Source organism: Pseudobacillus wudalianchiensis (genome assembly GCF_001685015.1).
GTDB lineage: Bacteria > Bacillota > Bacilli > Bacillales > Domibacillaceae > Pseudobacillus > Pseudobacillus wudalianchiensis.
On the sequence record NZ_MAYT01000028.1, the window covers coordinates 174,706 to 186,761 of the forward strand.

15 protein-coding genes are annotated in these 12,056 nt (G+C 41.3%); all 15 read right to left on the bottom strand.

Annotated features, from left to right (window positions below; all coding sequences use genetic code 11):
• Positions 1-7: 7 nt before the first annotated feature.
• Positions 8-460 (bottom strand): flagellar basal body-associated protein FliL, encoded by a 453-nt coding sequence (gene fliL, locus A8F95_RS16240; RefSeq protein WP_065411475.1) that lies wholly within the window; start codon positions 458-460, stop codon positions 8-10.
• The gene (locus tag A8F95_RS16245) at positions 450-671 is read right to left on the bottom strand and encodes a flagellar FlbD family protein (protein WP_065411476.1); all 222 of its coding nucleotides are present in this window, start codon (positions 669-671) and stop codon (positions 450-452) included. The genes fliL and A8F95_RS16245 overlap by 11 nt, the downstream gene beginning before the upstream one ends.
• Positions 672-734: 63 nt before the next feature.
• Positions 735-1,520, bottom strand: coding sequence for a flagellar basal body rod protein FlgG (gene flgG, locus A8F95_RS16250; protein WP_065411477.1), 786 nt, complete (start codon positions 1,518-1,520; stop codon positions 735-737).
• A 162-nt stretch (positions 1,521-1,682) separates the two neighbouring features.
• Positions 1,683-2,321, bottom strand: coding sequence for a flagellar hook assembly protein FlgD (gene flgD, locus A8F95_RS16255; RefSeq protein WP_065411478.1), 639 nt, complete (start codon positions 2,319-2,321; stop codon positions 1,683-1,685).
• A 6-nt stretch (positions 2,322-2,327) separates the two neighbouring features.
• Complete coding sequence (locus A8F95_RS16260; RefSeq protein WP_245671408.1) at positions 2,328-3,695, bottom strand: flagellar hook-length control protein FliK; 1,368 nt, start codon at positions 3,693-3,695, stop codon at positions 2,328-2,330.
• 40 nt (positions 3,696-3,735) lie between these two features.
• Entirely contained in the window at positions 3,736-4,368 is a 633-nt protein-coding gene (locus A8F95_RS16265; protein WP_077247409.1) for a MotE family protein, read from the bottom strand.
• A 9-nt stretch (positions 4,369-4,377) separates the two neighbouring features.
• On the bottom strand, positions 4,378-4,821 hold the full coding sequence (gene fliJ, locus A8F95_RS16270; protein ID WP_065411480.1) for a flagellar export protein FliJ: 444 nt from the start codon (positions 4,819-4,821) through the stop codon (positions 4,378-4,380).
• 2 nt (positions 4,822-4,823) lie between these two features.
• Positions 4,824-6,146 (bottom strand): flagellar protein export ATPase FliI, encoded by a 1,323-nt coding sequence (fliI, locus tag A8F95_RS16275; protein ID WP_065411481.1) that lies wholly within the window; start codon positions 6,144-6,146, stop codon positions 4,824-4,826.
• Positions 6,143-6,925: a flagellar assembly protein FliH gene (gene fliH, locus A8F95_RS16280; protein WP_065411482.1), complete on the bottom strand. Its 783-nt coding sequence runs from the start codon at positions 6,923-6,925 to the stop codon at positions 6,143-6,145. Before fliH ends, fliI begins: the two co-directional genes overlap by 4 nt.
• On the bottom strand, positions 6,918-7,931 hold the full coding sequence (fliG, locus tag A8F95_RS16285) for a flagellar motor switch protein FliG (protein ID WP_049661517.1): 1,014 nt from the start codon (positions 7,929-7,931) through the stop codon (positions 6,918-6,920). The genes fliH and fliG overlap by 8 nt, the downstream gene beginning before the upstream one ends.
• Before the next feature lie 48 nt (positions 7,932-7,979).
• The gene (fliF, locus tag A8F95_RS16290; RefSeq protein ID WP_065411483.1) at positions 7,980-9,566 is read right to left on the bottom strand and encodes a flagellar basal-body MS-ring/collar protein FliF; all 1,587 of its coding nucleotides are present in this window, start codon (positions 9,564-9,566) and stop codon (positions 7,980-7,982) included.
• A 56-nt stretch (positions 9,567-9,622) separates the two neighbouring features.
• The gene (gene fliE, locus A8F95_RS16295; protein WP_065411484.1) at positions 9,623-9,931 is read right to left on the bottom strand and encodes a flagellar hook-basal body complex protein FliE; all 309 of its coding nucleotides are present in this window, start codon (positions 9,929-9,931) and stop codon (positions 9,623-9,625) included.
• Between the two features lie 13 nt (positions 9,932-9,944).
• Positions 9,945-10,403, bottom strand: coding sequence for a flagellar basal body rod protein FlgC (gene flgC / locus A8F95_RS16300; RefSeq protein ID WP_065411485.1), 459 nt, complete (start codon positions 10,401-10,403; stop codon positions 9,945-9,947).
• A gap of 2 nt (positions 10,404-10,405) precedes the next feature.
• Complete coding sequence (gene flgB / locus A8F95_RS16305; RefSeq protein WP_065411486.1) at positions 10,406-10,798, bottom strand: flagellar basal body rod protein FlgB; 393 nt, start codon at positions 10,796-10,798, stop codon at positions 10,406-10,408.
• 382 nt (positions 10,799-11,180) lie between these two features.
• On the bottom strand, positions 11,181-11,960 hold the full coding sequence (gene codY / locus A8F95_RS16310; protein ID WP_049661509.1) for a GTP-sensing pleiotropic transcriptional regulator CodY: 780 nt from the start codon (positions 11,958-11,960) through the stop codon (positions 11,181-11,183).
• Between the last annotated feature and the right edge of the window lie 96 nt (positions 11,961-12,056).

Genomic DNA, 12,056 nt, shown 5'->3' on the forward strand with positions numbered 1-12,056 from the left:
TCATGTATTACTGGATAATATAAGAGGTGATATAAACGTCAAGCACTTCTCCATCCTGCATAATTTCATTTAACTGATCTTTTAGCCGATTTGTCAATTGTTCTTTTCCTTTTTTCCCTTTTAAATCCTGCGATTTCATTTCAGAAAGCTCTTCAATAATAATATTCTTTGCTTGGAAATCACGCTTTGTTAGTTCCTCTTGCGTTTTTTTACTGTCTGTCTGAATTTTAAATGAGATGCGGATATAGTCATCCGACGCAAGATTCGTCGTCATTTCCGGAATATCTACTGAGGACTCAATGACCTCATCAATGTCAGGCTCTTTTGCACTGCCCTCTTTAGAAGACTTTAAGATAATGATGATTGCTACGGTGCCGATCAATAAAATGACTGTCAACATGACGATCATCACGGTGAGCAGCTTGTTATTCCCTTTTCCGGCTTTCGCTTCAGTCTCCATTCTTCATCTCTCCCTGTTCCATTTTCCCTAATACGTGCACCCGGCGATAAAACTCTTCCAACCGCTTTCTTACCTCTTCCTCCGACTCGCGCACAATATATTTCTTTCCATTCGAAAGTGTAATGGTTGTATCAGGGAAACTCTCAATCGTTTCAATATAAAGAGCATTCAGCGAAAACGATTTGCCATTTAATCTCGTTACACTAATCAATAGATTTTCAGGGTTGAAGCGGCAGCTCCAACCCTGACACCTCCCTCATTTACAAATCAGTCATTACCGCTTCAGATTCACAAGCTCCTGAAGAATTTCATCCGACGTCGTAATAATACGCGTATTCGCCTGGAAGCCACGCTGTGCCACGATCATTTCTGTAAACTCTTCAGAAAGGTCAACGTTTGACATTTCTAGTGTGCCGGAAACGATTTTACCAGCTCCCGTTTCTCCTCCCGGGGCACCTAACTCCGGCTCTCCAGAGTTACTAGACTCCCTGTACATATTTCCACCTGCTTTTTCCAAGCCATCAGGATTAGGAAATTTGGCCAACTGAATAGGCCCTCCATCTACAGTAGCTCCTACTGCTGTAATACTTCCATCTGCACCAATACTAAAGCTTTGAGCTTCCGGAGGTATAGTAATATTTCCACCGCCCTCGCCTTGTAAATAATAGCCATCGCTATTCACGACATTGCCCTCTGCATCTAAATAGAAGTTTCCAGATCTCGTATACAATGTGTCAGTACCATTAGACAATACGAAGAATCCATCTCCTGAAATACTTAAATCTAGTGGTCTTGCCGTAGTTTGCAAACTTCCTTGTGTATGAATTGTATCGATAGAACTAATTTGGCCACCCAATCCTACTTGTTTTGGATTCGTGCCGCCTAATCCGTTATTCGCTCCCGAAGCTCCAGAGATCTGCTGACTCACCATATCTTTGAAGGTAACGCGCCCTTTTTTAAATCCAAATGTATTCACGTTGGCAATGTTGTTGCCAATAACATCTAATTTATTTTGAAAGCCTTTCATTCCGCTGATTCCTGAGTACATTGAACGTAGCATTGATTATTTTTCCCCTTTCGAATGGGCTTCTTTCACAAACCCAATTCGTTATTTTCAATGGACTGACCATCCTCTTGCTTCTTCATTATTATCGGCTCATCGGCCGGTTTGATTAGGTCTTTTTTGTGAAATTTGTCGTTTTTATTAAAAAAATGGCAGCGATTATTTTTCAATTTTCGTTAGTGAAGAAGGGCTGGCTTTTTCTCCATTGTCTAATTGCAGCCAGATGGCGCCGTCCTTCATTGAAACGGATTGAACGATTGCTGTTTGGTCGGCTCCGTCTTTATTCCAAGTGACTTTATGCCCAATTAAATGACTGGCATCGACAAGTGAATGGCTGCTGCCAGTTCCGCTGCCGCCCTTCACTTCTGAAATATTAGCGGGTTCTAATATCGTTCCGTCTGTCATTAAAAATTGAACGCCATTTCCTTTAAACTGCACGGAAGCGATCGTTCCTGTTCCTGTTTGCACTTCTGGTTCAGCGTTCGGATCGCTGTTTTCCACAATTTTATGCCAGGTCACTTCTTTGCCAACGAACGAGTTATAGCTGATCATCTGGGAAGCCTGCTGCATTTGCAAAAACTTATCGAAAGAGGTAGCCATGTTCGTCATTTGTTCTAAGGAAGAAAAGGTGGCCATCTGGGCGATAAAATCTTTATCCTCCATCGGGCTGAGCGGATCCTGATTTTGCAGCTGTGTCATTAAAATCTTTAAGAACTCATCTTTCCCAAGTGCACTATTTCCTGTTTTCGGCTGCTGCTTGTTGTTTGCTAAGTATAAGCTAGGATCAATTTTTGCCATAGGTTGTTAAACCTCCATGTTTAATAATAGGTCTTGAAAGTTTTCCGTTGGCTCGTCATCAGTCTCCTGAGATTTTGCTTCCTGTTGTGGCTGACGAGATTGATCTTGCTGTTGCTGCTGACGATCAAACTTCTGCGGTTCTGCCTGACTGAATGTTAATTCGATTTTATCGACCGTAACATTTTGCTGGCTAAAGGCATGCTTTAGGCTGCTTACATGCTGCTCAAACAGCTCTTTTACCGCGGGAGTGGAAGATAAGATTTTCGCTGTCATGACGCCATTTTGCTGCAATAGCTCAATGCGCAAGCTTCCGAGCTGCTCTGGATACAATCTTAACAGCAGCTTTGTTCCATTTGGCATTTTCACTAAATTAGAGTTCCCAAGAATTTGCGAAAACTTTTCCATAAATTGCTCCATGTTCATCGGCCGTGGATTTGTTTGAACACTCATTGAAAAAGTTTCCGTACGGCCCAGCGGGTGGAAAAATGGTTGAATGTGCGTCGTTCCTTCTTTCCCAGGCAATAAAGCTGTAGTTTTCTGTGTTAATTGCCCGTCTGTTAGCTCACTCATGCCTTCTTGTTGAGGAGTACTAGACTGATGAGCAGAGGCTAACTTTGTATTGCTTGCTGATGGCTGCAAAAAGCTTTGGAAAGCCTTTTGTAAAATAGCTGTTCGGTTATCTGACTGCGGCTGTGCCAATAGTTTATCTAACTTGCCAGCCACTTCTTTCATCATTGTTTTCAATACCGCTTGTGAGGCAAGGTCTTTTGTTTGACCATCTGCTTTTTCACCTAGCAGCTGCCACAGCTTCCCTGCCTGTAAAACAGTTTGCACAGCCTTTTCTTCAAGCTTTGGCCATTCTTTCGAAGGGACAGCTGCCAATAGTTGAATGGCCTGCAATAAGGCATTCATTCCTTCTTCTCCGACTAATTCAATCGGCAGATCTTCTTTCTGAGCCTCGCTTTGATCTGCCTTTACAGACTCCACCGGAAGAGCTTCCGATTTTTCCGTACCAGCCAAAGCTGTAAGCTGGTCCGTTAAATCTTGGATGCTTTTTTGCAGCTGTTCTGTACTCATTCCTAAAAAGGCAGCGAGTTCTTCAAAAGAAGGCTGCTTTCCATCAGCGACCCATTCTTTAGCGATTAATTTAATCGCTTCTGGTATATTTAATAAACCTTCTAAACCGGTTGCTTCGACAATTTGCTTTTCTTCCATAAGCCTGGTCTGTGTCGGGTTAACAGCGGCTTCTTGAACCGGAGCGCTGCTTTGCTGTCCAGTAAGGATTGTTTTAAAATCCCCTGTCGAGGCAGCCTGCTCATTTACTGGTGCTTGCTTTTTATTCGTTTGGGCTGAGAGCGCATTTACTAATTGCATCACGATCTTGCCATCCCCCTGCTCTTATCATCATCGGCCACTAGGAAGCGCCTGAAAGTATTTTCGTGTATTTAGCAGCTTTGTCTGGAGGAAGCTTCTCTAAAACAGCCGCCTGCTTTTCTGTACTCATTTCGGTTAAAATTTTTACTGCTTCATTATCAGACAAATTGACTAAAATGCTGGCAATATTCTTCGGTGCCATTGCTTCATATGTGTCGCTCAACTTCTTATTTTCACTGTTCTGCTGCTCCTTAGCTGCATCAGCAGTATTGTCTTGCTGCCGTAATTTCTCTATTTCGATTTCTAAGCGGTCTTTCTCTGTTAACAGGTCTTCCATTTTTTTATCGGACGTCTTTAGCTTTTTTTCAAGCTGTTCTATCTTTGCTTCTTTATTTTTTACTTCCGCCTGCAGCGAAACAATCTTTTCCTTGTCTGTTTGGCCGCCCTGATTGTTTCCTCCATCGTCTATGAGCTTGGAAACGAAGGGGACATGTGCTCCTACTTCTTTTGCTTTCTCAAATATATTTACACCCGCTACAGTCATTACGATCAAGGCCACCGTAATGGCAAACAGCAATGGAATTACAAGAACAAAAAGAATCCATTGAAATACGCCGTATCCTTTCTCTTCTTCTATTTCCACGAATTCTTCTTTTTTCTTTTTCTTTGCCAAGACCCTCACCTATTTTCCACGGTTCATAAATTGAATGGCTGAAATTTCATCCATTTGTTTACTTTCCTCTTCCAACAAGCTTTCTTTGAACTTCTCAAAGTCTTTTTCTTTTATTTTTTCGTATTTTTTTACTTCTATATTTTTCTCTTGCAGCTGCTGCTCATGCCATTGCATTTTACTGCGGGCATTTATGACTACTTGCTGCTGATAGCGAATCGTTTGCTCTAGATTAGAAACAAAAAGCTGGTAGTGCTGAATTTCATGGATAGAAAAGCCGCTAACCATTTTTGTTTCCTGAAAATCAATTAAACTTTCTTTTTTCTTTAATAAAGAATATAACTTCTCAGCTGCTTCTTCGAATTGCTTTAGCGATTCGTTATAAAGGGTTTGTGTTTCTTCCTTTTCACGTTCTTTCAGCTGTAATATTTTTTGGAATTTATAATGATACACCATAGTTAATATTCTCCCCTTTCAGCTAACTGAATAAGAGATGCTACGCTTTCTTCTAGGGAAACTTTTTCATCTGTCCGTTGTTTTAAGTAAGAAATAATCTTTGGATAATATTCAATGGCGCGGTCTATTTCAGCCGATGAACCTTTTTTGTAAGCACCTATATTGATCAGATCTTCAGAATTTAAATACGTGCTCATCATGTCTCTAATTTGAATAGCGGCTTGCTTGTGTTCTTCTGTTGCTAAATGACTCATTAGCCGGCTTACACTTTTTAACACGTTAATCGCCGGATACTGTCCCTTATTAGCAAGCGCCCGGTCAAGGACAATATGTCCATCTAATATCCCTCTGACTGCGTCAGCAATGGGTTCATTCATGTCATCTCCATCGACAAGCACTGTATAAAAAGCTGTAATCGTACCTAACTCGTTTGTACCAGTCCGTTCTAGCAGCTTCGGCATGATGGCAAATACGGAAGGTGTGTAGCCTTTCGTTGCCGGTGGTTCTCCGACCGCCAGCCCAACTTCTCGCTGCGCCATCGCCACCCTTGTAACAGAATCCATCATCAACATGACATTTAGGCCTTTATCTCTGAAATATTCAGCAATAGCCGTCGCTGTAAAAGCTCCTTTGATTCTCATTAAAGCCGGCTGATCGGATGTAGCCGCGACAACGATTGAGCGAGAACGTCCTTCCGGTCCAAGATCGCGTTCGATAAACTCCCTGACTTCTCTTCCGCGTTCTCCAATTAAAGCAATTACATTTAAATCTGCTTTTGTATTGCGGGCAATCATGCCAAGAAGGGTGCTTTTGCCAACACCGCTTCCCGCAAAAATGCCAATCCGCTGTCCCTTTCCAACCGTTAACATACTATCAATCGCCCGTACACCTACTTCTAGCCGGTCATGAATGGGCGGCCGGGTAAGGGGATTAGGCGGACTTTGCTCTGTTCCAACAGAAGTAAGTGTTTTCGGAAGAGAAGTTCCATCCATTGGATTTCCCATTGAATCGACTACTTTTCCAATCAGTGAAGGGCCAACTTTAATAGCTAAAGGATGCCCTAAAGATTCCACAAGGCTTCCCGGTGAAATATCGCTTATATCGCTGTAGGGCATTAAAATGACCATTTCATCTTTAAAGCCGATCACTTCTGCATGGATGACCTGATCTTTGGCTGCTCCGTTTGGATAGATAAGACAAACATCGCCAATGGACGATTTTGGGCCTTGTGATTCAATCATTAAACCAACTACCCGCTTTATACGGCCATACCGCTTATACGTATCAAGACTGCTAATTTTTTGAGCTAACTTGGATAGCTTCAATGTTCTTCACCTTCAAGAAGTTCAAATAGTTGTTTTCTTAACTGCTGCAACTGGCTATCAAGCCCGATTTCGATCCGGCCATGACTCGTTTCAATATAGCAGCCGTCTTCCTCCAGCTTTTCATTCGGATAAATATAACAAAGCGTATCAATTGGAAACATGGCATCTATTTCTTCTTTTTGACTAACGACGAACGAATAGTGTGCCGGATGAACGTGTATTTGGATTTCTTTCTGGTCTGGCATATCTTTTAACGCTTGCTTGATCATCGTTAAGAAGGCTTGCTCGTCTTCTTGAAGTTTTTGGCTAGTAATCCTTTCAGCTGACTTTATGGCAATATCGAGTATGAGTTTTTCAGATCGCTGAACATTCATTTCATACTCTTTTTTCGAACATTCCACTGCTTCTTTTGCTGTCTCAATCAACTCTATATAGTCATCGTATCCCGCTTTACGTCCTTGAGCTTGACCAGCCTGAAATCCCTCTTCATAAGCTTGTTCAACTAGCGCTTGCTTCTCTGCCTCCCACGACTGCTTTTCGCTTTCTATCGCTTGTTCGATTTCTCGTCGTTGCTGTTCCGCTTGAGCAATCATATCGCGAGTTGCTGCCTCAGCCTCTTCCAATATCCTTTTTTTGTCTTCCTCAAAATAAACTGTTTGATTTGACAGTCCCTCTCCTTGATCTGAATCAGGAGGCGGGGAGTGAAATACTTTTACTTTGATTTCTTTATTCGCTTCGCTCGTACGTTCGGCCCGGTGGGATTTGATAATTCTAGACAATAATGTCATCCCCTCCACCGCGGGCTATAATAATTTCACCGGCTTCTTCAAGTCTGCGGATTGTACTTACAATTCGGGACTGTGCCTCTTCTACATCACGCAGCCGCACAGGACCCATAAATTCCATTTCTTCCTTGAAGGTTTCTACCATCCGCGTCGACATGTTTCGGAAGACGACCTCTTTTACATCCTCACTGGATACTTTTAACGACAGCAATAGATCTTCGTTCTCACAATCACGAATGACGCGCTGAATAGAACGATTATCCAATGTGACGATGTCTTCAAAGACAAACATCCGCTTTTTAATCTCTTCAGCGAGTTCAGGATCCTGAATTTCGAGAGAGTCCAGAATCGTTTTTTCTGTTGCCCGGTCGACACCATTCAATACCTCTACGACTGCCTCTACTCCGCCTGTTTGCGTGTAATCTTGTGTAACGGTAGCACTTAGCTTTCGCTCCAAAATGGCCTCTACTTCATTGATAATCTCGGGAGAGGTACTATCCATAATAGCAATTCTCCTAGCAATATCCGCCTGCACATCTTGAGGCAGTTCAGAAAGAATCTGACCTGCCTGCTGTGGATCTAAGTAAGAAAGAATTAAAGCGATCGTTTGTGGGTGTTCATTTTGAATAAAATTTAAAATCTGGCTTGCTTCTGCTCTGCGTGCAAAATCAAAAGGTCTAACCTGTAAAGAAGACGTGAGTCTATTAATAATGTTCTGGGCTTGATCTTTGCCGAGCGCTTTTTCAAGAACTGTCTTGGCATACCCAATGCCGCCTTGTGTGATGTAATCTTGGGCCAGCGCAATATTATGAAACTCTTCAAACACTTCCTCTTTCGCCTCAGCATCGACTTTTTTTACTCCTGATATTTCCAAAGTGAGCCGTTCGATCTCTTCTTCCGATAAATGCTTGTAAACAGAAGCAGAGACGTCCGGGCCGAGGGAAATAAGAAGAATGGCCGCTTTTTGTTTTCCTGTTAATTTTTTTTCTCTCACAGCCATCATGAACTCCTCCTATTCAGCACATGCTTATCTTTACCTAACCAATTCTTATTCTTCCGATAACCAGGATCGAAGGAGCTTAGCGAATTCTTCAGGTTTCTCTTTCGCCATCTTCTCCAACTGCTTTCTGCGGGCTGACGCTTCTGTTTCGATTTCATTAATATCTTCAAGTGTTTCAACTGGGTCCATTTCCTCTTCGAATTCCTCTTCCTCTTCTCGGCGACGAGCACGCAAAATAAAGAAGACTAAAATTCCGATAACGACGAGCAGTACCGCTCCAATCACATACACCCACCAAGGTATATTTGATTGCTTTTCCTCATCAAATGTCACTTTGCCTTTAAACGGCTGAACAGAAACGGCAATTTTTTGCTCTAAATCCTGATCCGTTAACTGCTGGTTATATCCTTTATCTATGGATGTGCGGACAATCGTACCAAGCATTTGCTGGATATCATCCACCCGCTCTTGAGGCAATGAATCCGGGCTGTTAGCTTTTGGAGGCTCAACCATCACTTGAATGCCTAAATCACGAATCTTATAAGGACTTTCTTTAATTTTCTTTCGAATTCGATTTACTTCGTTATTAATCGTTTCCTCTGAACGTTCATAATCTCCGGAACCACCTGCTCCCTCCATATAAGTGGAGCCTTGTGAATCAGCCGGGTCTTCTCCTTGGGGAACACCGCCCGCTGCGGCCTTATCCCCCGTAAAGGTTTCGGTAATTCGCTGAGCACTAATCTGAATTCCTTGCATCTTTTCTTCATCGACAGGAGTAACGAGGTTCTCTTCTCTATTTTCCTGAGTAAAATCGATATCCGCAGTGACGGATACTACAACCTTGTCCTGTCCCATAAGCGTCCCAAGCATACTCTGAACTTGGCGCTGAATATCCCGCTCAACATTTTTCTTGATTTCCATTTGTTGAACCATCTCATTGCCAGATAAAGAACCGCCGCCATCCTGCTGGTCATAATACTCAAAATTTTGATTCATAATAACAATATTCTCAGGTGGCAGGTTCGGCACAGTTTTCGAGACGAGATGATAAAGCGCTCGAATTTGTTTTTCATCAAACTGATATCCAGGCTCAGTGTTCAATACGACGGACGCAGAAGCTTTTTCTCCATCGTCTCTCACGAATACATCTTTTTCTGGGAGATTGATCATGACTTTGGCATCTTTTACTCCCTCAATACCTGTTATTAAATGAGCAAGTTCGGTCTGCATGGCATCGAGCTTTAAAATGTTAAATTCATTGTCGGTCATCCCAAAGCCAGCATTTTCACTAAAAAATCCATAATCAATGCTTCCTGACTTAGGTAGTCCCTCAGCTGCTAAATCAACCTTTAATGAATCTACGGTTTCTTCAGGAACTAATATCCCGGTTCCTCCCTCAGTAATTTCATACTTGATTCCCCGGCCATCTAAATTTTCTTTTATCGCTCCTACTTCCGTAGGTGAAAGGTCGCTGTAAAGGGGTACCATTGTTTCCCTTGTCATAAATAGAACAAGAGCACTAATAGCGATCACGAATAACAAAAAGGAACCAATCCCTATCCACTTTTGCCTTTTCGTGCGGCTACTCCAATATTCTCTTATTCTCGTTAATTGTTGGCGTATCGTTTCATTCATTACAATCCCCCGGTTAAGTTGCTTCTAATTCAAAGGGTGTTTCTATCTTTCTGCTTTTACATTTGCATTCTCATAACTTCCTGATAAGCTTCCACCGCTTTGTTGCGTACTTCCATTGTTAATTGCATAGCTATACTTGCTTTTTGCCCTGCAATTAATACTTGGTGGAGGTCAACATCTTCTCCACGAATCAATTTATTAGTTAAGTTATTAGACTGCGCCTCTGCCTGGCTGACTTGATTAAGTGACTCTTTCAAAAAGTGGGCAAAGTTGTGCTGCGCCTCATAAGGTGTTGCCTCCGGCTTCGTTTCAGCCCTCTCTGTTTTTAAAAAAGGTGTTACTCCTTGAATAGATTGAATAGCCATTTATTTATCTCCTTTACTTACCAATCTCTAGAGCCTTCGTCATCATAGATTTAGAAGCGTTAAATACCGTTACATTTGCCTCGTAGGAACGAGTAGCGGCCATCAAATCTACCATCTCACGCAATGGATCAACGTTAGGCATTTGTACATATCCTTCTTTATTGGCATCCGGATGGGTTGGATCATACACCATTTTAAAAGGTGTCACGTTATCATCGATAATCTTTGTGACCTTAACTCCGCTTCCTGCCCTGCTATTTTCTCTTCCCATTGCCTGATTCAAATACGAAGAAAACCCGCTCTGTTGAGGTTGAAAAACGACAGATTTCCGTCGATACGGCTGCCACTCCCCATTTATCTGACGGGCACGGGTTGAATCCATATTTGCCATGTTGGAAGAAACAACATCCATTCGTAGTCGTTGGGCGGTCAAAGCTGATGAAGTCGTGTTCATACTATGGAACATGGACACTTTTATCTTCCTCCTTTAATGATGTTTGAAAGAGAAGTAAACTTACCGCTTATCCGATCAGCAAGAGCGTTATAATAAATTTGGTTTGTGGCAAGATCTGCCATCTCTTTATCTACATCGACACTGTTTCCATTCTGATTAAAGGAAAGGTTACGATTCGTCATAATAGCGGGATGGCTTGCACTTGAATGGAAGGAAAAATGACGAGAGTCAGTACGGTGAGCAGTTAATTCATTAGCCTTTGTTTCGTCAAAAATCTCCTTAAAGCTGACATCTTTCGATTTATAATTCGGTGTATCAGCATTTGCGATATTATTAGCGATTACTTTTTGCTTTAACGCCGAATAATCTAATCCCTTTTCAAGATTGCTGAATGAATCTGAAAATATCTTCATTTATCACCACTCCGTCTACATATATTAATAATATTTTCTCTTATAAACACATTTTGAAACATTTTTTCCTCTATTTCCTTTATTTTAAAGAGAAAGCATCTTTTGCCCTAATTCTCTTTATTTTCAATCTCATGTTAGAAACTATAACATAAATCCTGTCTAAATTTCACGAAAGATTACGGTTTTACGAATAAATTAATAAAATTTTAACTAAAATGACAAATATAGGCTTAAAGACTCATATAATAGAACAATTAGAATTCGCTACCACACATTTAATCACAATTCCATAACAAGAAGCAAATGACAAACTTCCCATTTTGACAAAAACCAACAAAAAAACCACCTGTCGAAAACAGGTGGTTTTTGCTTTATTATTACTTTAATTTGATTTTAATTTTTCCAATTCTACTAAGAATTTATCGTTTAACACTTTGATATATGTGCCTTTCATCCCTAGTGAACGAGACTCAATTACACCAGCACTCTCCAATTTCCGTAGCGCATTTACAATAACAGAACGAGTAATCCCTACACGATCAGCAATCTTCGAAGCAACGAGTAAACCTTCTTTGCCGTCTAACTCTTCAAAGATATGCTCAATTGCTTCTAATTCACTGTACGAAAGAGAGCTAATGGCCATTTGGACCACCGCTTTGCTTCTTGCCTCTTCTTCAATTTCTTCTGTTTTTTCACGAAGAATCTCCATCCCTACGACAGTAGCACCATACTCTGCTAAAATTAAATCCTCATCGTGGAACTTCTCTTCTAAACGGGCAAGAACTAACGTGCCAAGACGCTCACCTGCTCCTTTAATCGGTACAATAGTAGTATGGCCATTTCTAAACAGTTCTTTATTCTCAACCGGAAAAGCAGTGTATTCACTATCGACACCAAGATTTGAAGAGGTGTCTTCCAAATTAAATAGATTTTTTGTGTACTCTTCAGGAAATTGCCTTTCAGCGAGCATTTTTTTCATTCGCTCATTTTCAATTTGCTGATTTACTCCAAAGCCAAGCAGCTTGCCTCGACGGCTAACAACATACACATTCGCTTCAATAAGACCTGACAGGGATTCTGCCATTTCTTTGAAGTTGACATGCTTGCCCGCCGCATCTTGAAGCAGCTTGTTAATTTTTCTAGTTTTTTCTAACAAATTCATGATTAAATCCTCCTACAATGACTGGTCTTTCTGTTACCGATCAATGCTCTTATTTTTTCTTATTTTAAACTAATCCATTTAATTCCTGTTGTGCCC

Bases quoted from the DNA above. Each gene is read 5' to 3' on its own strand.
- A8F95_RS16260 (WP_245671408.1), bottom strand. From the start codon at position 3,695: ATGCAATTAGTAAATGCGCTCTCAGCCCAAACGAATAAAAAGCAAGCA.
- fliF (WP_065411483.1), bottom strand. From the start codon at position 9,566: ATGAATGAAACGATACGCCAACAATTAACGAGAATAAGAGAATATTGG.
- flgB (WP_065411486.1), bottom strand. From the start codon at position 10,798: ATGAAGATATTTTCAGATTCATTCAGCAATCTTGAAAAGGGATTAGAT.
- codY (WP_049661509.1), bottom strand. From the start codon at position 11,960: ATGAATTTGTTAGAAAAAACTAGAAAAATTAACAAGCTGCTTCAAGAT.
- fliL (WP_065411475.1), bottom strand. From the start codon at position 460: ATGGAGACTGAAGCGAAAGCCGGAAAAGGGAATAACAAGCTGCTCACC.
- flgG (WP_065411477.1), bottom strand. From the start codon at position 1,520: ATGCTACGTTCAATGTACTCAGGAATCAGCGGAATGAAAGGCTTTCAA.
- fliG (WP_049661517.1), bottom strand. From the start codon at position 7,931: ATGGCTGTGAGAGAAAAAAAATTAACAGGAAAACAAAAAGCGGCCATT.
- fliE (WP_065411484.1), bottom strand. From the start codon at position 9,931: ATGGCTATTCAATCTATTCAAGGAGTAACACCTTTTTTAAAAACAGAG.
- flgD (WP_065411478.1), bottom strand. From the start codon at position 2,321: ATGGCAAAAATTGATCCTAGCTTATACTTAGCAAACAACAAGCAGCAG.
- fliJ (WP_065411480.1), bottom strand. From the start codon at position 4,821: ATGGTGTATCATTATAAATTCCAAAAAATATTACAGCTGAAAGAACGT.